The organism is Paracidovorax wautersii (assembly GCF_900113035.1).
Classification (GTDB): domain Bacteria; phylum Pseudomonadota; class Gammaproteobacteria; order Burkholderiales; family Burkholderiaceae_C; genus Paracidovorax; species Paracidovorax wautersii.
On the sequence record NZ_FONX01000018.1, the window covers coordinates 25,201 to 45,239 of the forward strand.

Below are 20,039 nucleotides of genomic sequence, written 5' to 3' on the forward strand. Positions count from 1 at the left end.
GCTTACAGCGTCCGTGCGATTTCCTTGATGTCGAAGAACTCCAGCTGATCACCTTCCTTGATGTCGTTGTAGTTCTTCAACTTCACGCCGCACTCGAAGCCTTCCTTGACTTCCTTGACGTCGTCCTTGAGGCGGCGCAGCGATTCGACTTCGCCCGTGTACACCACCACGTTGTCGCGCAGCAGGCGGAAGCGTGCATTGCGATGGACCATTCCGGAGGTGATGTAGGAACCCGCGACCGTACCGATCTTGGAGGCCACGAACACGGTGCGGATCTCGGCCGTGCCGATGATTTCCTCGCGCTGCTCGGGAGCCAGCATGCCGGACATGGCCACCTTCAGCTCATCGACAGCGTCGTAGATGATGCTGTAGTAGTGCAGGTCCACGCCGTTGCTTTCGGCCGTCTTGCGCGCGCCGGCATCGGCACGCACGTTGAAGCCGATCACGATGGCCTTGGAGGCGATCGCCAGGTTGATGTCGGACTCGCTGATCGCACCGACCGCGGCGTACACCAGCTGCACCTTGACCTCGTCGGTCGAGAGCTTGAGCAGCGACTGGGCCAGAGCTTCCTGCGAACCCTGCACGTCGGCCTTGATGATGATGGGCAGGGTCTTGACCTCGCCCGCCGTCATGTCGGCGAACATGTTCTCCAGCTTCGCAGCCTGCTGCTTGGCCAGCTTGGTGTTGCGGAACTTGCCGGCGCGGTAGGTCGCGATTTCGCGGGCACGGCGCTCGTCGGAGAGCACCATGAACTCGTCGCCAGCCTGCGGCACTTCGGTCAGACCCTGGATTTCCACCGGGATCGACGGACCGGCCGTCTTGGCCGTCTTGCCGTTCTCGTCCAGCATGGCGCGCACGCGGCCATAGGTCTGGCCGGCCAGCACCACGTCGCCCACCTTCAGCGTGCCGGACTGCACCAGCACCGTGGCCACGGGGCCGCGACCCTTGTCCAGCTGGGCTTCGATCACCAGGCCCTTGGCCAGGGAATCGACCGATGCCTTGAGTTCCAGCACTTCAGCCTGCAGCAGCACCTGCTCGAGCAGCTCGTCGATGCCGGAGCCGGTCTTGGAAGACACGGGCACGAACGGCGAATCGCCGCCGTACTCTTCGGGCACGACCTCTTCGACCACCAGTTCCTGCTTGACGCGATCGAAGTTCGCATCGGGCTTGTCGGACTTGGTGATGGCCACCACGATCGGCACCTTCGCAGCCTTGGCGTGCTTGATGGCTTCCTTGGTCTGCGGCATGACGCCGTCGTCGGCCGCCACCACCAGGATGACGATGTCGGTTGCCTGGGCACCGCGGGCACGCATGGCCGTGAAGGCCTCGTGGCCGGGGGTGTCGAGGAACGACACCATGCCGCGCGGCGTTTCGACGTGGTAGGCGCCGATGTGCTGCGTGATGCCGCCGGCTTCGCCCGCAGCCACCTTGGTGCGGCGGATGTAGTCCAGCAGCGAGGTCTTGCCGTGGTCCACGTGGCCCATGACGGTGACCACGGGAGCGCGGGGCAGCTGCTCGGCCTGTTGGCCGGACACGTCCTCGTCGGTGAAGGCTTCCGGATCGTCCAGCGCCGCCACGACGGCCTTGTGGCCCATTTCCTCGACCACGATCATGGCCGTGTCCTGGTCCAGCGGCTGGTTGATGGTGACCATCTGGCCCATCTTCATCAGCGCCTTGATGACTTCGGACGCCTTGATCGACATCTTGTGCGCGAGCTCGGCCACCGTGATGGTTTCGGGCACGTGCACTTCGATGATGCGGGCCTCCACGGGCGCCTGCTGCTGGTGGTGATGGTCGTCGCCACGGTCGTTGCCACGGCGGCCACGCGGGCCGGCGCGCCAGTTGTTGCGCCCCACGCCACCGCTGCTGTCGCCGCGGGTCTTGATTTCCTTCTTCTTGGCAGGATCGCCGGCCCAGCTCGAAGAGAGCTTGGCGGACTTGACTTCCTTGCCAGCGCCGCCCGGAGCGGCAGGCGCAGCGGTGCGCGCACCGCCAGGCGTGGCGGCGGGCTTGTGCAGCGTGCCCTTCTTGGCATCGGCCGCGCCAGCGGGCTTGGGAGCCGGCTTCGGCTCTTCGGGCTTCTTGGCGACCAGCACCTTCTTGGGTGCGGCCATCATGGCGCGGATGGCTTCAGCCTCGGCCAGCGCCTTGCGGCGGCGCTCGTCGAGGTCGGCAGCGCGAGCGGCTTCCTCGGCGGCACGGGCAGCGGACTCGGCCTCGGCCTTGGCACGTGCCTCGGCCTGGGCGGCAGCGCGGGCTGCGGCTTCGGCGGCCTGGCCGCGCACCACTTCCTGGCGCTGTGCCGACACCTGGGCAGCCTTCTCGGCTTCCTGGGCGGCATAGGCGGCAGCGCGCTCTTCGGCTTCGCGTTCGCGCTGCTCGCGGGCTTCACGCTCCAGGCGCTTGGCGCTGAGCTCTTCTTCCTGGCGGCGGATCAGCTCGGCCTGGCCGCGGGCTTCTTCCTCGCGGCGCACCAGATCCTGGTCCTCGGCGCTGGGCGCTTCGTGGACGTCTTCGGTGTCAGGCGCGTTGTCGGCTTCGTCTTCACGCTTGATGAAGGTGCGCTTCTTGCGCACTTCGACCTGGATGGTGCGCGCCTTGCCCGTGGCGTCCGCCTGCTTGATTTCGCTGGTGGACTTCTTGGTCAGGGTGATCTTCCGGCGATCGGTGGCCACGGTGCCGTGGCTGGCCTGCAGGAAGGACAGCAGCTTCTGCTTGTCGGCTTCGGACAGGACATCGCCAGGACTGGACTTGGTCACGCCTGCGGACTTGAGTTGATCGAGCAGGGTCTCGGGAGACTTCTTGAGTTCGGTAGCGAACTCGGCGACGGTATTACTGGACATATTGGATTGGTACCTCCCTACCCTTACTCTTGCTGCCCTGCGAACCAGTGTTCGCGCGCCTTCATGATCAAGGCCTTGGCATCTTCCGGCGACTGTCCGGTCAGTTCGGTCAATTCATCGATGGCCAGATCGGCCAGGTCGTCGCGGCTGTTGACGCCACCCTCCGCCAGCTTGGCGATGAGTTCGGGCGTGAGGCCTTCCAGGTCGCGCAGGTTCTGCGAGACGCCTTCCACGCTTTCCTCGCGGGCGATTTCCATCGTCAGCAGGGCGTCCTTGGCACGCGAACGCAGTTCGGTGACCGTGTCTTCGTCGAAGCTCTCGATTTCCAGCATTTCCTGCAGCGGCACATAGGCCACCTCTTCCAGGCTGGCAAAACCTTCGGCGATCAGGATGTCGGCGATTTCCTCGTCCACATCCAGCTTTTCCATGAACAGGCGGCGGGCCGTGTCGGTTTCGTTGGCCTGCTTCTGGGCAGACTCGGCCGCGTCCATGATGTTGATCTTCCAGCCCGTGAGGTCGGAAGCGAGGCGCACGTTCTGGCCGCCGCGGCCGATGGCGATGGCGAGGTTTTCCTCATCCACCACCACGTCCATGGCGTGCTTTTCCTCGTCCACCACGATGGACGAGACGTTGGCCGGAGCCAGCGCGCCGATGACGAACTGCGCCGGGTCTTCGGACCACAGCACGATGTCCACGCGCTCGCCTGCGAGCTCGTTGGTCACGGCGTTCACGCGGGTGCCGCGCACGCCGACGCAGGTGCCGATCGGGTCCACGCGCTTGTCGTGCGAGAGCACGGCGATCTTGGCGCGGCTGCCGGCGTCACGCGCGCAGCTCTTGATCTCGAGCAGGCCCTGCTCGATCTCGGGCACTTCGTTGCGGAAGAGCTCGATCATGAATTCCGGCGCGGAGCGCGACAGGATGATCGGAGCGCCGCGCAGCGTCAGGTCCACTTCCATGATCATGGCCCGCACGCGGTCGCCGCTGCGCAGGTTTTCCTTCGGGATCATTTCGGAGCGGCGCAGGCGACCTTCCACGCGGCCGGACTCGACGATGATGTCGCCCTTGTCCATGCGCTTGACGGTGCCGGTGAAGATCTTCTCGCCGCGCGACATGAAGTCGTTGAGCAGCATCTCGCGCTCGGCGTCGCGGATCTTCTGCAGGATGACCTGCTTGGCGGCCATCGCGCCGATACGGCCGATGGGCACGGATTCGACGCCTTCTTCGATGTGCTCGCCGACTTCGATGTCGGGGATGCGGTCACGCGCATCCATGAGCAGCTCTTCGGCGTCCGGATTCTGCAGGCCGGCATCGTCGGGCACCACCAGCCAGCGACGGAAAGTCTCGTAGTTGCCACTGTCGCGATCGATCGACACGCGAATGTCCACCTCGCCCGGATACAGCTTCTTGGTGGCCTGGGCCAGGGCCAATTCCACGGCGCCGAACACCACGTCGCGCTCCACGTTCTTTTCGCGCGAAATGGCTTCGACCAACATCAACAATTCGCGATTCATGCGAGGACTCTCCTATTTCAATCACCGAGGGCCGCTGCGCCGGCAGCAACCCCATACTGTTCTGGCGCCAGGGCTTCAGGCCTGGCCCGACTTGGACCCGCCGCGCCCCTTGAAATCCACCAGCGGTGCCAGGCGTGCGTCCTTGAGCTCGTCAAGGGTGAACCCCAGAGCCTGCAGCGGGGCGGGCACGCGCTTCTTGCTCACTTTCTGGCCGGGCTTCACTGCGGGCTCGTCGCTCCACACGATCTGCCAGCCTCCGGACTCGGCACGCTCGAGCGTGCCGCGGAATTTCTTGCGATTGACGTTCACCTGGCCTTCGGCCGCGGCACCCAGCGGGGCCTTGAGCGTGAGGTCGATCACCGAGCCGGCGAAGCGCACGAAATCCTGTTCGTGGCGCAAGGGCCGGTCGATGCCGGGAGAGGACACCTCGAGCCGCTTGTAGTCCACGCCATCGACTTCCAGGGCGAACTGCAGCTGGCGCGTGACCTTTTCGCAATCCTCGACGGTGACGAACTGATCGGGCAGCGCGGGCACTGCGGCCTCGGCATCGCCGTCGGCGGCAATGACGGGGGCACTCCAGGGGAGATCGATGGTGATGCGCAGCAAGCCTCCAGCGGAGCGCTCGATCTCCACCAGGTCATAGCCCAGCCCGGCCACAGTTTGTTCAACGATCTCTTGCAATGCCACGTGTGCTTCAGTTCAGTTTCCAGAAATGCGAAAAACCCGACAACCGCCCGAATTATTTCCGGCAGCTTCGAGCTCGAAAACAAACGCCCAAAAAAAACGGGCGGTGAGTACCCGCCCGTCTGGTCGTGAGGCTCTTATTGTAGCGCGTAACGCCTTGATCTGCCAAGGCAGAGGCACACAACTTGCATCATGCCGCCCGCTGCGAATGCGCTGCGCTGATGCGTGCCAACAACGCTTGCGCCTCGGCCGGAGCAGGCGCTCCGCCCTCGGCCGACAGGCTTTCGAGCAGGCGCCGGAGCACCCCCGCCTGCGGCAGCAGCGGGCCGAAGAAACGGGCCGAGCCCCCCTGCCCCACCAGCAGCGTGGGGAACGTGTCCACATCCACATCGCCCGCCAGATCCTCCTCGTCCTCCACATCCACCCAGACGAAGCGCGCGCCCGGGCGGGACGCCGCGATTTCGTCGAAGGCGGCCCGGTAGTCGCGGCAGACGCCGCACCAGGCGGCGCACAGGCACACGACCCAGGTGGCGGAATCGTCGAGGGCGGCGCTCGGCGCCGGGGAGGATGAAGTCATGGAAGCGGAAGTCTGGTCAGTCACGGTGCATCGGCCCGCCGCAGGGGCGGACCAGGCCGATGGTAGCGACTGCCGGAACAGGGCACGGCGGATAGCCCGCAAGACCGCACCCGAAGCCCTCAGCCACGGCCGGCGAAAGGCATCTTGGTCGCCATGACGGTATGGAACATCACATTGGCCTCCAGCGGCAGGTTGGCCATGTAGAGCACCGACTGGCCCACGATCTCCACATCCATCAAGGGCTCCGCCGCCACCACCCCGTGCGCCTGCATCACGCCCTGCGTCATGCGCTGGGCCAGTTCGGTGCCCGCATTGCCCACATCGATCTGGCCCACGGCGATGTCGTATTTGCGCCCGTCCAGCGAGGCGGTCTTCGTCAACCCGACGACGGCATGCTTGGTCGCGGTGTAGGCGATGGAGTTGGGCCGGGGCGTGTGCGCCGAGATCGAGCCGTTGTTGATGATGCGCCCGCCCCGCGGCGTCTGCGCCTTCATCACGCGGAAGGCATTCTGGATGCCATAGAACATGCCGTTCAGGTTGACGTCCACCACCTGCTTCCACTGCTCGATGGACAAGTCTTCGAGCGGCACGGCCGGCGCGCCGACGCCCGCGTTGTTGAACAGCAGATCCACCCGGCCGAAGACCTCGACCGCACGGTCGAACAGGGCCCGCACCGATTGCGGGTCGGACACATCGGCCGGCACGGGCAGCGCACGCGCGCCGGCACCCGATTCCTCCGCCACCTGCTGCAGCAGCGCGGCACGCCGCCCGCTCAGCACCACCGACCAGCCATCGCGCAACAGCGCCAGCGACGCCGCCCGGCCGATGCCCGAGCCTGCGCCCGTGACGATGGCCACCCTCAATCCTGCTGCCTTCACTTTGTCCACTTCTCTTTCCGACATGGAATACCCCGCCTCATCGCATCAGCGGCGCGTGCGGCGCGACTTGGAGGCGCTCTTGCCCGGCGATTTCTTGCCGGCCGCCTTGCCCGCGCCTCCGGCGGAGCCTTTGCCCGCCGAACGCTCCGGGGAGGACTCGGCACGCGACTTGGCTCCGCGCCGGCTTCGGGCCGGCGGCGGCGAAGCATCCAGCCCCGCCCCATCGTCCTGCGGCACCCGCAGCGCCGCACCGCCACCAGCGCCCCGCTCACGGGCAGGGCGTGGCGCCGCCAGCGCCTCACCCTCGCGCACCAGGCGGAAGTCGATCTTGCGGCCGTCCAGATCGACGCGACTCACCTGCACACGCACCCGCGTGCCGATCGCATAGCGGATGCCCGTGCGCTCGCCGCGCAGCTCCTGCCGGGCTTCGTCGAACTTGAAGTATTCGCCGCCCAGTTCGGTGATGTGGACCAAGCCCTCCACGTACATCGCGTCGAGCGTGACGAAGATGCCGAAGCTGGTGGCCGAGCTGACCACGCCGCTGTATTCCTCGCCCAGATGCTCGCGCATGTACTTGCACTTGAGCCAAGCCTCGACGTCGCGGCTGGCTTCGTCCGCGCGGCGCTCGTTGGCGCTGCAATGCAGGCCGGCGGCCTCCCAGGCCTGCGTCTCGCGCGACGGGGCGACCACTTCCTTGCGGGGCTTGTTCGTCGGCGCCGCGACGCGGGCCGCCAGGCGCTTGGCCAACTTGGCGTGGGCTTCGCCCGGCGTGGGCAACGCGGGCAGCTTGTACTTGGTGCCGCCCAGGATGGCCTTGATGACGCGGTGCACCAGCAGGTCGGGATAGCGCCGGATCGGGCTGGTGAAGTGCGTGTAGGCCTCGAACGCCAAGCCGAAGTGGCCGCTGTTGATGGGCGTGTAGATCGCCTGCTGCATCGAACGCAGCAGCATGGTGTGGATCTGCTGGGCGTCGGGCCGGTCCTTGGTCGCCTCGGCGATGGCCTGGAACTCGGAGGGCTTGGGATCGTCGCCGATCGTCATGCCGACGCCCATGGCCTTCAGGTAGCCGCGCAGGATCTCCTGCTTTTCCGGCGTCGGGCCTTCGTGCACCCGGAAGAGCCCGGGCTGGCCGCCCTGCGCGATGAAGTCCGCGCTGCAGACGTTGGCAGCCAGCATGGCCTCTTCGATGAGCCGGTGCGCGTCGTTGCGCGTGCGCGGCACGATCTTCTCGATGCGGCCGTTCTCGTCGCAGACGATCTGCGTCTCGGTGGTCTCGAAGTCCACCGCGCCGCGCTGCTTGCGCGCTTCCAGCAGCGCACGATAGACATCGTGCAGGTTAAGCAGATCGGCCACGCGCGCCTTGCGCCTGGTGGCCTCCGGTCCGCGCGTGTTCGCCAGGATGGCCGCCACCTCGGTGTAGGTGAAGCGGGCGTGGCTGAACATCACCGCCGGGTAGAACTGGTAGGCATGGACTTCGCCCTTGGCCGTGACCAGCATGTCGCAGACCATGCACAGCCGCTCGACCTCGGGGTTGAGCGAGCACAGGCCGTTGGAGAGCTTCTCCGGCAGCATGGGGATCACCCGGCGCGGGAAATAGACGCTGGTGGCGCGGTCGTAGGCGTCGATGTCGATCGCGCTGCCGGTTTCCACGTAATGGCTCACGTCGGCGATCGCCACCAGCAGGCGCCAGCCCTTGGCGCGGCCGACCTTGGCGGGCTCGCAGTACACGGCATCGTCGAAGTCGCGCGCGTCCTCGCCGTCGATGGTGACGAGAGGCACGTCGGTCAGGTCCACGCGGCGGCGTTTGTCCTGCGCGCGCACTTTCTCGGGCAGCGCCTTGGCCTGCGCGAGGCAGTCTTCGGAGAATTCATGCGGCACGCCGTATTTGCGCACCGCGATCTCGATCTCCATGCCGGGGTCGTCCACCTCGCCCAGCACTTCCGTGATGCGGCCCACGGGCTGGCCGAAGAGCGCCGGCGGCTCGGTCAGCTCGACCACCACCACCTGCCCGGGCTTGGCCACGCCAGTGGCGCCCTTGGGAATCAGCACATCCTGGCCGTAGCGCTTGTCTTCGGGAGCGACAAGCCAGACACCGCTTTCCTGCAGCAGGCGGCCGATGATGGGCTGCGCGGGGCGTTCGACGATCTCGACGACCCGGCCTTCGGGGCGTCCGCGCCGGTCCTGGCGCACGATACGGACCTTCACGCGGTCCTTGTGGAGCACCGCCCTCATCTCGTTGGGAGGCAGATAGATGTCGCCTTCACCGTCGTCACGCAACACGAAACCGTGACCGTCTCGGTGCCCCTGCACGCTACCTTCGATTTCGTCAGCGCCTTGCGCGACGGACGTGCCGGAGTTCATTTTTTTGATATACAATCTAAGTCTTTCCTGAAAGCCCAGGTGGCGGAATTGGTAGACGCACTAGTTTCAGGTACTAGCGAGTAACATCGTGGAGGTTCGAGTCCTCTCCTGGGCACCAAGTTTAACGACAACCCGTCAGGGTTTTCGAAATTAAAAAAGCCGCTTCTCACCAAGCGGCTTTTTTTATGAGAGATCACCGCATGGGATGGCCTGCAAAGGCCGGTTCATGCCACTGCCGAGGAGTTGCAACTTCGGATCGAAATTTTTCCAAGTTTCGTTCGGGACGCAAAAAATTCGGCATATAATTTGATCTTTCCTGAAATGCCCAGGTGGCGGAATTGGTAGACGCACTAGTTTCAGGTACTAGCGAGTAACATCGTGGAGGTTCGAGTCCTCTCCTGGGCACCAAAACATGAAAAGCCGCTGTGGTAACACAGCGGCTTTTTTTATGGCCGATCGCAAAGCATGTGGCGCAGCCAACGCCCCCCCCGAATGCCGGCATGGCCAGCCGGCGACCCCATGAAAAAAGGCGCGCAAGGGATGCCTCCCCTGCGCGCCTTTTTTCTGGCGTGCCGTGCAAGCCGGCCAGAACCGGCTTCCAACACCTTATCGACTGACTCGCCTTACTTGCGCAGCAGCGCCTTCAGGGCGTTCTGCAGGCGGCGTGCCTTGGCATCGTCGCTCGGGCTCGCCAGCACGCGCGCGGCGTCCTGGCCCCAGGTCTGCACCGGGGACGGATCGTTGCGGCGCGTGAGCAGCTGCAGCTGCAGCGCACGGCGTTCGGCGATCTGCTCGGCCGGCGTGGGCACTTCGGCCGCGATCTCCAGGCGCAGCAGCGACTGGGCCGCATCGCCATCGGCCGGAGCCGACAGGGCCTGCGCCCAGGCCGTGCGGGTCGATGCGTTCACCTGGCCGCCCAGTTCCTGCACGCTCGGCAGCAGGGCCGGGTCGCGCTGGCTCCAGGCCGACAGCATCTGCGTCAGGGCTTCGCCGTGGGCCTGGGCCGCCAGCTTGCGCAGGGCGCTCTGGGCATGCTCCATGGCTTCGCGCTGCGCGCGGAAGGCGGCATCGCCCAGGCGCGGTCCACGGGCCTCCGGTGCGCCGACACGGTCGTTGCGGTCGCCGAAACGGCCGGGGCGGCCTGCAGCGTCGCGCGGGCCACGGGCACCGTCCTTGCCACGGCCATCGGGGCGGGCACCACGGCCGGCAGCCGCAGGGGCCACGTCCTTGCGCACGCCGGGGCGGTCGTCGCCGCGCACGGCCACCACCGGGCGAGGTGCCGGCTTGGGCGCCGGGGCGGCGGGCTCGGCGCCCTCCTCGCCCGCTACGCTTTCAGTAGCATCCTGCGCAGATTCTGCGGGCGCTGCGGCGGCTTTTTCCTGCTTGGCGGCTTCGGCATCGGCGGCATTGCCCAGGGCCTGGCTGCGCAGGGCGTTTTCCAGATCGGCCATGGCGCCGCGGATGCGCTGGGCATCGCCGCTGGCGTTGGCGGCTTCCAGGGCCTTGGAGGCATCCAGCACGGCGCGGTCGCGGGCGCTCATCTCACCAGCGGCGCGTTCGCGCTCGGCGGACTTGCGGTTGAAGGCCTCGTCGATGGGCTTGCGGAACGCATCCCAGAGCTTCTGTTCCTGCTTGCGGTCCAGCGGCACGGACTGCGCCTCGGCCTGCCAGCGCTGCTGCAGGGCCTTGACGGCATCCACGCGCAACATGGGCGCAGCGCCCAGGGCGTTGGCTTCCTCGATCATCGCGTGGCGGCGTGCGAGGCTGTCCTTCTTGGCGGTTTCCAGCGGCGCGGATGCGGCGGAGAAAGCCTGCTTCCACTGCGGCTGCAGCTCGGCGAACATCTTTTCGCCGACATGGCCGCCATCGCGCCAGCGGTCGCTGAACTGGTGCAGCGCACGGTTCACGGCCTTCAGGTCGGATGCGAGGGCGGGCAGCTGGTCCTGCGTCCAGGTCTTGAGCTCTTCGATCAGGGCCAGGCGCTGGGCCTTGTGCTCTGCGGCGTCGGAGCGCACCTTGTCCAGCCAGGCTTCCACGACCTTGTGCGCGGCGTTGCAGGCTTCGTCGAACTTCTTCCAGAGCGCATGGTTGGCCGGGCCGCCTTGGTCGGCCTGCTTCCACTGGTCGCGCAGCTGGCGCAGGGTTTCCTGCATCTTGCGGCCGCCCAGGGCCTGGCCATCGGGGCGCTTGAGCAGGGCTTCGGCGCGGGCCACCAGGTCCTCGCGGATCTGGTCGGCGCTCCAGCGCTGCCAGCCTTCGAGTTCGCCGGCCGCCACCAGGGCGCCGTGCACGCGCTGCTCCAGCGCGTTGTCGATGTGGCGGCCCTGCACCTTGAGCACGGCGCGCAGCGCGGCAGCGGCGCCGGCGCTGGCCTTGCCGTGGCCTTCGGCGGTTTCCTGCTCGAGCTTGCCCAGGGCTTCGGTCACGGCCTGCACGGCCTTGTCGCGCACCTGCGGATCGACCTTGGGCTTGGCCACGGGGCGGGCTTCGGTCTTGGCCGCGACGGTGGCCGCCTCGGCGGGCAGGCCGCGCGCCACGCGCAGCTCATCGGCCCAGACGGGCACGGGCGGCAGCGGGGCATTGGCGTCTTCGGCGGCAGCGGCGGCCTGGGCCACGGCGGGCTGGAAGGCGTCCCACACCAGCAGCAGCTGGGCGCGGGAAGCATCGAGCAAAGGAGGGAAGCGCGCTTCCACGCTGGCCCAGGCGGCATCGCCGGTCAGCGCTTCGGCCTGTTCCTGCCAGCGGCCAACGTCGGTGCGCAGCACTTCGAGCGCGGCCTGCGCATCGCGCCAGGGCTTGGTGGAGAGCACTTCGATGCGCTGGGCCAGCAGCACGGCGGCCTCGCGCTGCACCTGCACGCGGTGCTGCAGGTCTTCGATGGTCTTGATGCGGTCGGCCAGCTGCACCTTCAGGGCCGAGAGCGGTTCGCGCGACAGCGGCGCGCCGGCCTTGGCGGCGTCGCGCTGCCAGGCCATGGCGTCGGCGATGTTGAGCTTGGAGGCCGACAGCAGCGCCTGGGCCTTTTCGGCCCATTCGGCGGCGATGGCTTCCTGGCCCTTGGCACGGCGGATCTCGTCGAGCCGCTCGCGCACGGCGCGGGCCGCACCCTTGTCGCGGGCGCTGAGTTCCTTGAACACCTCTTGCAGGGCCTCTTGCTCGGGCTGGGTCGCCAGCCAGTCGCGGATGCGCGAGGCGCGCTCGCCCGAGGTGGGGGCAGAGAATGCGCCACCCGTCAGCGCGTCGAGAGGATGCGGCTCGGAGGCCTTGGCCGGGGCCGGATTCACTTCAGGTGCGTCGGAGGACATTTTGCTGCGGGGGGAAAAAGGAAACATGGATCCAGTAAGGAAAGAAAGGCCGGCGGGAAGCCAGCGCGGATGGCCGGTCGCAAGATCGGGCGCGCCCGGCGCATCGAAACCGCTATTTTCGCCCGGTTTTGGAGGAAGCAGAGGCCGGACCGTCATCACCCACCCGGCCCGCACGATTCAAGAGCCCCGCTGACGCGGTCCCGAGGACCTTCCGAGCGCGGCTGAAGGAGCAATTGGGGCCTGGGCGGCGCAGTGCAAGCGCCACTCTATCAACATCCCGCGCCGGCCTTGAAAGCATGTGTGCCACAGGCCCATCCTGCGGTCGATGAGCCCGCCTCACCGGGCCTGCAGCGTCATGCTGGCCCGGGGCGTCCAGGCATCGCCGCCGGCATCGGCACGGGGCGCACCCACGAAGAGGCGATCCAGCGGCACGGCGTGCTGGGCCAGATAGTCGCGTGCCGCAGCGCCTCGCGCCACCGCCAGCGCGCGCATCGCGTCGGCGGGCACAGCGATGTGGGCGAGCAGCAGGCGCTCCATGTCCCCGGCCGGCAGATCCTTGGCCAGGCCGATGAGGTTGCGGGGCTTGGGCATGTCGGCACGGCGATAGACCTCTTTGAGCAGGCCGTTGTATTCATCCGGGCTGATCGCTACCGGAGCCCCCGCCGCCGCAGCCGCCTCTGCGCCCAGCCCCGCGCGCGCGACTGCCCGGCGCTTTTCGGCCAGCACCATGTCGTGCAGGCGCTGGCGCTTCCAGCCTTCGCGGTCGGCCTCCGGCGCGGCCTCGCCCACCACGGTCAGGGTGAGCGCGGGCCGGTCGGCGAGCGCGCGGGCGATCTTGTCCAGGCGCTCGCGGGAGGCCGCATCCAGCGCCGCGCTGCCGGGCGCGAATTCGATCCGGTCGAGCTCCTCGCTGCCGCCGAAGGCCCCTGCCAGCAAAGAGAACGGCGAGGTCACCGCCTTGAGCACCATGTTGCCCAGCACGCGCCAGATGACGGAGCCGAGGCGGAATTCCGGGTCGTTGAGCGAGCCGCTGATCGGCAGATCGACATCGATCACGCCGTCGCGGTCCGCCAGCAGGGCCGCCGCCAGGCGCACGGGCAGGCTGGCCGGTGCGCCCTCCACCGCATCGCCGAAGGCCAGCTGCCGCAGCACGACGCGGTTGCTGGCCGTGAGCTGCCCATCGGGCTGCACGCGATAGTTCACGTCCACGGCCAGCTTGCCGCGCTCGATGGCATGGCCGGCGTACTTCACGCTGTAGGGCGACAGCGGCGGCAGCTCCAGATCGCGCATGCGCCCCTGGATGTCGAGGGCGAGCGGCTGGGCCAGCGGATTGAGCTGGCCGCTGATCTCGACGGAAGCCGTGCCCTCGGCCTTGCCGCGCAGCTCCAGATCGGCCATCTGCGGCGCCTCGCCCGGCGCCGAGGCGCTGGCCGATGCGAAGGCGCCCAGCCGGCCGGCCAGCTCGCTCAGGTCGGTGGAGTAGTTCGGCTTCACGAAGCGATCGGAGAAGGCCACGCTGCCACCGGCCAACGTGATGGGCCCGAACCGGATGCGGGGGGCAGCCGCGGCAGCATCGGCGGGCGGCTCCTTCGGCACGTCCTGGCGGGCGCTCCCGCCATTCGCCGAGACGGGGATGGGCTTGAGCAGGTCCTGCAGATTGAGGCGGCCGTTCTCCTGCAGAACGACACGGGCGAAGAAATCGCTCAGCGCGGTCTCACGCACCTGCAGCGACCAGGGCTTGCCAGCGGCGGTCTCCAGGCGCAGGCCGCGCAGACCCAGGGCTTTCCAGCGCAGCAGGTCATCGGCACTGGCAGAGCCGCAGGGCTCCTCGCCGTCCGGCGAGGCGTCGCGCGGGCCGGCGCAAGATGCCGCGCCCCGCTCCAGCACGCGCACTTCGTCGATCGACAGATCGCCCTGCAAGGCCGTGGCCGATACGCCCGCCGTGCCCTGCGCATGGCGCACGTCGCCGGCAAAGCTGCCCTCGGCCCGCGCGATGCGCACGTTGAGGCGATCGGCGGCATAGGGCTCCAGCGCCTGCAGAGGCAGGTGGCTGGCCTGCAGCTTGCCCTGCAGTTCCAGGGGACGCAGGCGCAGCGTGCCGTCATAGTTCAGCCGGCCGGGCTCGAAACGCCCAGAGCCCACGCGTGCCGCGAGGCTGAGGGGCGACGGCGCGGCGGCATCCGCACCCGGCGCAGGCAGTGGTGAAAGCCCACGCACACGCATCTGCAGCGACGACAGCTGCACCGACACCGGCCCGCCGGCTGCGGCCTCGTCACGGAAGGCCAGCGCCCCGCCCTCCACGGCCGCATCGTCGATGCGCAGCTGCCAGGGGGCCGCGGCCGGCGCCTGAAGCGCATCGCCGCCCGGCGCCGCGGAACCCGTGGAAGCGGCCGGCTGACGCCATGCCTCGAACATCCAGCGGCCCTGCGCATCGCGCGACACCGCAGCCCGTGGCTCCGTCACTTTCAGCGACCCGACCGAGGCCGTGCGCTGTGGCCAGCGGACCCAGGCATCGGTGGCCTCCAGCCTGCGGACCTTCACCTGCCGGCCTGGGGCGGAAGAACTGCCTCCCGCCGTGGCGCCCGAAGCACAAGGCGCAGCGGCGGCGACGGATGCGCCAGTGCCGCAATCCAGTGTCAACCCATTGACGGCCAGCCGTGCCACACGGGCCACCATGGCAGGCCCCTTCCATGCCAGCCCCAGGTCGGCATCGACGGTGCCGCTCAACCGGGGCCGCAAATAGGAACGCAGATAGGGTGCGGCCGACTCCAGCGGCAGCCCCGCCACGGAGACCGCGGCCTGCGCGGCGCCGCTGCGGGCTTCGCCGGCCAGCGCCAGTCGGGCCTCCTTGCCGGGCAGATCGGCGCTGGCCCGGAATCGCACCGGTCGCTGCAGGGGCCAGTTCAGGTCGGAAGCCTGCAGCTGCACATGGCGGGCCTCCCACCGGGGCCCATCCACGCTGCGGTCCGTCCAGCCGATGCGGCCGTTCGCCACGGCGACACGCTGGACCGCCACCGTCCAGGCGGCGCCATCCTGGGCCGGAGACGGAGAAGACGGGGCAGGTCGCGACGGGCTCGGCCATTCCAGCCTTCCATCTGCGGCCCGGCGCAGCTCCGCTCGCAGACCCTCCGACTCGATGGATTCCAGCAACACCTTGCGCTGCAGCGGCTGCACGTCCTGCAAACGCAAGCGCAGCGCATCGAAGCCGATCACTTCGCGGGCCTGGCCGTCGAGCATCTGGCCTTCGTGGATGGTGACCTCACCCGTCAGCGTGGCGGAAGGCTGCTCCGCCTGCTCGAAAGCCAGGCGCAGATCGGCATCGAGCCGCCCGGACTGCAGCCGCAGCGGCAAGCCGCCCTGCGCGTGGGCGGCGAACGGCGCCAGATCCAGCTGCCGAACCTGCAGCCGCACGGCAGCGCGATGCGGGGCGGCGAAGGGCGTGGCCTCGGCCGTGGTCTCGAAAGCGCTGCCATTCAATAGAAAGGCCAGCCGCGGCTTGACCAGGATGTCGCGGTGGACGGCCAGCGTGCTCAGAAACGGCACCGCGATTTCCAGCGCCTGCACCGACTGCACACGGCCGGCGACCTCGTCCGTCCATTCAATCGCGCCATCGCGCACGCTGATGTTATAGAGCGCGAAACGGGCGGGCTCGCGGGGTGACGCAGGCTCGGCGGGTGCGGCATCGGGCAGCACCCGCCGGATCAGATCGTCGATGTCGGAGCGGCCATCGGCCGTGCGGGTCACGCGCATCACGGGCGCGTCGATTTCCAGGGCATCCACCACGGGCGCCCAGCGCCCCAGGGAACGCCACGCTGCATCTATATAGATACGCTTGATCTCCGCCTGGGGAGCGGTGCCCGTGGCCGAGGCGATCGCCAGGTCGTGCAGGCTGAGTTCCAGCGACCAGGGGCGGAAATCCACCCGCTCCACGGTGACTGATCGGCCCAGCGCCGCGGAGCCCCGCTGCTCCAGTTGCGCCTTGACCGCCCACGGCACGACCCAGGCCGCAGCCAGGCACAGCAGACCCAGCAGCACCGCCATGCAGAGGACGAGCAAAGTGGCGCGGCGCACGCGGCCGGAACGGAGGAATGAAGGCACGGGAACGAGGGAAGTCGCAGAAGAAGCCGGGCATTCCACCAGAAATTGCACGCCGCGGCATGTAAGCGAACGCAAAAAAGAAAGCCCGGTGGCGGAAGGTTCCGGCACCGGGCTTGACGGCGGACACAACGGTCGTTTGCCATCGGTTTGCGTCACCGAGAGGAAGGTCGGCTTCGCGGGAGGCAAGGTATTGCCTCCAGGGTGGGCCTTGCGGAGTTTCGCGGACCTCGACGTGGCACTGCATGCCGCTCGAAAAGGCCGCTGGGCTTCGCTTGGCGGCGCCTGAAGCGTTCAGGCACCGCCAGATTAATCCATCCGCCGCTGCGCCCGCAAGCGGTTTTTTTCATCAAGAAGTCACAGGCGATGCAAGCCGTTCGCGGGGCCTTCTGCATCGCGCCGGAGGCGGGGCTCCGCGCCGTTTTCCGCCCATGCCTCGACCCTCGAAACTGTATTTTCAACCAGTCTTTTTAGACTTTTTTAGTCTAAAGAATGGATTTGTTAGTATTGACCTAGCATTTAGGGCCCCCATAGAATCCGCCAGCCCAAAAAATGGGCAGGGTCCCAACCCTCATGTCCCGCTGCCGAATCCGGCTAAGTCAGTTCGCTGCCCCTGTGCGCCACTTGCGCCCGGCACGAATTTGATGGCGAACCAATCCAGGCGAGAAGCCTGGCAGGCGCTGCTTCCCCGCGAAGCGCGCTTCATAGGTCTCTCGACTCAGAAAGGAAAAGCTAATGACAGCGTCAGGAACATTGGTGGCCGGTGTGCGAACGTTCGCATCCGATGTCGCCGACGGCTTTCTTGAAATCACCCACAGCGGTTTCGCCCTCCTCGGGCTGACCGTGGCCTTCGCGGCCATCACGCTCACCGCCCGTCCCGATCTGCGGGAAGCGGGAGAAGAACAACTCCGGGGCTGGCTGCAGGCGCGCCAGGTCGCCATGCTCGGCGCCCCGATCGAGCCGGCCGCCAGCGAGCGCGCCACGGCCAGCAACCCCAAGGACCTGCCCAAGGAGCAGGCCGCCGTGGCCTACTGGCTCAGCAAGAAGTACCGCGTGGCGCCCGAGCCGCTGGCGGTGCTGGTGTCCGAGGCCTACGAGATCGGTGCGCGCTCCAAGCTCGACCCGACGCTGATCCTCTCCATCATGGCCGTGGAATCGAGCTTCAACCCCTTCGCGCAGAGCTCCGTCGGCGCGCAGGGCCTGATGCAGGTGATGACCCGCATCCACACGGACAAGTACGACAACTTCGGCGGCCACTTCGCGGCCTTCGATCCGGTGGCGAACATGCGGGTCGGAGTGAAGGTGCTGCAGGAATGCATCACGCGCGCCGGTTCGATCGAAGGCGGCCTGCGCTACTACGTGGGCGCAGCCAATCTGCCCGATGACGGCGGCTACGCGGCCAAGGTGCTGGCCGAGCATTTGCGCCTGCGCCAGGTAGCCAACGGCCGCTCGGTGCCGGTGATCCCGGTGCAGCCTGCTGCGTCCCCGATCCTGTCCACCAAGGCGACCACCTCCCCCGCGCCCGCCGTGGGCGCTGCCGCCGCCGCTGCGACGAAGCTCAACGGCGAGAGCGTCACCGACAAGGTCGCGCTGCTGTCCAACGCCGCCAGCTGAGCCGGCGTGCCCGGCGCAGCCCCGCTGCTGCGCGATGCCCCGGGGATCACCCCGGCACCCCACTCCAGTTACACTAGCGGGGTACGCGACTGGCGATAGGCGCGGTGACCTTTGCAGGCACTGCCGCTGACGTGGAATCCGGCAGGAGGCACTCTCCTGTGAACCACTGGGAAGCGTGCCGCAGTGAATTTGCTTTCCTGCGTTCCGCCGTTCGCCTGGGCAGCCCTTGTTTCAAGGGACACAAGTTCATAGGACTGCCACGCCATGTACCAACGCAATATTCTTGTCGAACAAGCCGATCCCGAAGTGTGGGCCGCCATCCAGGCCGAGAACGTCCGCCAGGAAGAGCACATCGAGCTGATCGCCAGCGAAAACTACGCCTCGCCCGCCGTGATGGCAGCGCAGGGCTCCCAGCTCACCAACAAGTACGCCGAAGGCTACCCGGGCAAGCGCTACTACGGTGGCTGCGAGAACGTGGACGTGATCGAGCAGCTCGCCATCGACCGCGTGAAGAAGCTCTTCGGCGCCGATGCCGCCAACGTGCAGCCCAACTCCGGCTCGCAGGCCAACCAGGCCGTGCTGCTGGCCTTCCTCAAGCCCGGCGACACCATCCTCGGCATGAGCCTGGCCGAAGGCGGCCACCTGACGCACGGCATGCCCCTCAACATGAGCGGCAAGTGGTTCAACATCGTCTCCTACGGCCTGAACGAGAAGGAAGAGATCGACTACGACGCGCTGGAAGCCAAGGCCCGCGAATCCAAGCCCAAGCTGATCATCGCCGGCGCATCGGCCTACGCCCTGCGCATCGACTTCGAACGCTTCGCCAAGATCGCCAAGGAAGTCGGCGCGATCTTCTGGGTGGACATCGCCCACTACGCCGGCCTGGTGGTCGCGGGCGAATACCCGAACCCGGTGCCCTTCGCCGACGTGGTCACCTCCACCACGCACAAGAGCCTGCGCGGCCCGCGCGGCGGCATCATCCTGATGAAGGCCGAGCACGAGAAGGCGATCAACTCCGCCATCTTCCCCGGCCTGCAAGGCGGCCCGCTGGAACACGTCATCGCCGCCAAGGCCGTGGCCTTCAAGGAAGCGCTGACGCCCGAGTTCAAGGCCTACCAGCAGCAAGTCGTGAAGAACGCCAAGGTCTTCGCCGAGACGCTGATCGAGCGCGGCCTGCGCATCATCAGCGGCCGCACCGAAAGCCACGTCATGCTGGTGGACCTGCGCTCCAAGGGCATCACCGGCAAGGTGGCCGAAGCGGCCCTGGGCCTGGCCCACATCACGATCAACAAGAACTCCATTCCGAACGACCCGGAAAAGCCGATGGTGACCAGCGGCATCCGCGTGGGCACGCCCGCCATCACCACCCGCGGCTTCAAGGAAGAGGAAACGCGCCTGACCGCCAACCTGGTGGCCGACGTGCTGGAGAACCCGCACGACGAAGCCAACCTGGCCGCCGTGCGCGCCAAGGTGCATGCGCTGACCAGCCGCTTCCCGGTTTACCGTTGAAGCGCGGCCACCCTGCTCCGCACCACCGCTGCCGGCACCAACCCGCCGGCAGCGCAGCGCGATGAAGTGCCCTTTCTGCAGCCACCCTGAAACCCAGGTGGTCGAAACCCGCGTGGCCGAGGACGGCGAGTTCGTGCGGCGCAGGCGCCAGTGCGGCGCCTGCGAAAAGCGCTTCACCACCTACGAGAAGCCGGAAGTCAACTTTCCGACCGTGGTGAAGAAGGACGGGCGCCGGGTGGACTACGACCGCAGCAAGCTGATCGGCTCCTTCACGCTGGCGCTGCGCAAGCGCCCGGTGAGCACGACGCAGATCGACAGCGCGATCGAGCGCATCGAGGAAAAGCTGCTGAACCTGGGCCAGCGCGAGATCTTCTCCAGCCGCATCGGCGAGCTGGTGATGCGCGAGTTGAAAAAGCTCGACAAGGTGGCCTACATCCGCTTCGCCAGCGTCTATCGCAGCTTCGAGGACATCGACGAGTTCCGCGCGCTGGTCGATGAGGTGCGCAAGTAGCCTCTGCGGCCTGCCCTGTCCCAGGGCCGATTTGCTATTAAATTAATAGCCAAGAGCGCTTGATCTGCGAGCGCTACGGGCATATTGGCCCAACAAGCTTCCCACCTGACTCCACGCAAGCAGGCCGGCCGGCGCCATGCCGGGCGGCTCC

At 67.5% G+C, this 20,039-nt stretch carries 11 protein-coding genes, 2 tRNA genes and 1 riboswitch; of the genes, 5 read left to right on the forward strand and 8 right to left on the reverse strand.

The genetic code is table 11. The features are described 5' to 3' along the window. Positions 1 to 2 precede the first annotated feature (2 nt). The 6 genes from infB to rnr all read right to left on the reverse strand — a co-directional run bounded on the left by infB (position 3) and on the right by rnr (position 8,869). Positions 3 to 2,843 (reverse strand): translation initiation factor IF-2, encoded by a 2,841-nt coding sequence (gene infB, locus BM070_RS20510; RefSeq protein ID WP_092941399.1) that lies wholly within the window; start codon positions 2,841 to 2,843, stop codon positions 3 to 5. A 23-nt stretch (positions 2,844 to 2,866) separates the two neighbouring features. After that, a complete protein-coding gene (nusA, locus tag BM070_RS20515) occupies positions 2,867 to 4,354 on the reverse strand; it encodes a transcription termination factor NusA (RefSeq protein WP_092941401.1) in 1,488 nt (495 codons plus the stop codon). Positions 4,355 to 4,429: 75 nt separating this feature from the next. Then, positions 4,430 to 5,041 (reverse strand): ribosome maturation factor RimP, encoded by a 612-nt coding sequence (gene rimP / locus BM070_RS20520; RefSeq protein WP_092941403.1) that lies wholly within the window; start codon positions 5,039 to 5,041, stop codon positions 4,430 to 4,432. Positions 5,042 to 5,228: 187 nt separating this feature from the next. After that, positions 5,229 to 5,615 (reverse strand): thioredoxin family protein, encoded by a 387-nt coding sequence (locus BM070_RS20525; RefSeq protein ID WP_092941405.1) that lies wholly within the window; start codon positions 5,613 to 5,615, stop codon positions 5,229 to 5,231. Positions 5,616 to 5,734: 119 nt separating this feature from the next. Continuing rightward, positions 5,735 to 6,517, reverse strand: a complete 783-nt coding sequence (locus tag BM070_RS20530) for an SDR family oxidoreductase (protein WP_092941407.1) — start codon at positions 6,515 to 6,517, stop codon at positions 5,735 to 5,737. 21 nt (positions 6,518 to 6,538) lie between these two features. Further along, entirely contained in the window at positions 6,539 to 8,869 is a 2,331-nt protein-coding gene (rnr, locus tag BM070_RS20535) for a ribonuclease R (RefSeq protein WP_092941409.1), read from the reverse strand. 18 nt (positions 8,870 to 8,887) lie between these two features. Between rnr and BM070_RS20540 the strand changes: the two genes are divergently transcribed. Further along, a tRNA-Leu gene (locus BM070_RS20540) sits at positions 8,888 to 8,972 on the forward strand. A gap of 205 nt (positions 8,973 to 9,177) precedes the next feature. After that, positions 9,178 to 9,262: transfer RNA gene (locus tag BM070_RS20545), tRNA-Leu, on the forward strand. Between the two features lie 215 nt (positions 9,263 to 9,477). Here BM070_RS20545 and BM070_RS20550 read toward each other — a convergent pair. Together BM070_RS20550 and BM070_RS20555 are read right to left on the reverse strand one after the other, a co-directional pair. Continuing rightward, positions 9,478 to 12,186, reverse strand: coding sequence for a DUF349 domain-containing protein (locus tag BM070_RS20550; RefSeq protein WP_092941411.1), 2,709 nt, complete (start codon positions 12,184 to 12,186; stop codon positions 9,478 to 9,480). A gap of 309 nt (positions 12,187 to 12,495) precedes the next feature. Further along, positions 12,496 to 16,257, reverse strand: a complete 3,762-nt coding sequence (locus BM070_RS20555; protein ID WP_245785319.1) for a DUF748 domain-containing protein — start codon at positions 16,255 to 16,257, stop codon at positions 12,496 to 12,498. Between the two features lie 732 nt (positions 16,258 to 16,989). On the opposite strand from BM070_RS20555, the gene BM070_RS20560 reads away from it, so the two are divergent. The 3 genes from BM070_RS20560 (at position 16,990) to nrdR (ending at position 19,888) form a co-directional block, all read left to right on the forward strand. Beyond that, positions 16,990 to 17,868: a lytic transglycosylase domain-containing protein gene (locus tag BM070_RS20560; RefSeq protein ID WP_092941415.1), complete on the forward strand. Its 879-nt coding sequence runs from the start codon at positions 16,990 to 16,992 to the stop codon at positions 17,866 to 17,868. A 75-nt stretch (positions 17,869 to 17,943) separates the two neighbouring features. After that, positions 17,944 to 18,096, forward strand: a riboswitch (ZMP/ZTP riboswitch). A 36-nt stretch (positions 18,097 to 18,132) separates the two neighbouring features. Beyond that, a complete protein-coding gene (gene glyA / locus BM070_RS20565; protein ID WP_092941417.1) occupies positions 18,133 to 19,377 on the forward strand; it encodes a serine hydroxymethyltransferase in 1,245 nt (414 codons plus the stop codon). Between the two features lie 61 nt (positions 19,378 to 19,438). Next, positions 19,439 to 19,888: a transcriptional regulator NrdR gene (gene nrdR / locus BM070_RS20570; RefSeq protein ID WP_092941418.1), complete on the forward strand. Its 450-nt coding sequence runs from the start codon at positions 19,439 to 19,441 to the stop codon at positions 19,886 to 19,888. Positions 19,889 to 20,039 lie beyond the last annotated feature (151 nt).

Coding starts and splice junctions, on each gene's coding strand:
- BM070_RS20550 (WP_092941411.1), bottom strand. CDS start 12,186: ATGTTTCCTTTTTCCCCCCGCAGCAAAATGTCCTCCGACGCACCTGAA.
- BM070_RS20560 (WP_092941415.1), top strand. CDS start 16,990: ATGACAGCGTCAGGAACATTGGTGGCCGGTGTGCGAACGTTCGCATCC.
- BM070_RS20530 (WP_092941407.1), bottom strand. CDS start 6,517: ATGTCGGAAAGAGAAGTGGACAAAGTGAAGGCAGCAGGATTGAGGGTG.
- nusA (WP_092941401.1), bottom strand. CDS start 4,354: ATGAATCGCGAATTGTTGATGTTGGTCGAAGCCATTTCGCGCGAAAAG.
- infB (WP_092941399.1), bottom strand. CDS start 2,843: ATGTCCAGTAATACCGTCGCCGAGTTCGCTACCGAACTCAAGAAGTCT.
- glyA (WP_092941417.1), top strand. CDS start 18,133: ATGTACCAACGCAATATTCTTGTCGAACAAGCCGATCCCGAAGTGTGG.
- BM070_RS20525 (WP_092941405.1), bottom strand. CDS start 5,615: ATGACTTCATCCTCCCCGGCGCCGAGCGCCGCCCTCGACGATTCCGCC.
- nrdR (WP_092941418.1), top strand. CDS start 19,439: ATGAAGTGCCCTTTCTGCAGCCACCCTGAAACCCAGGTGGTCGAAACC.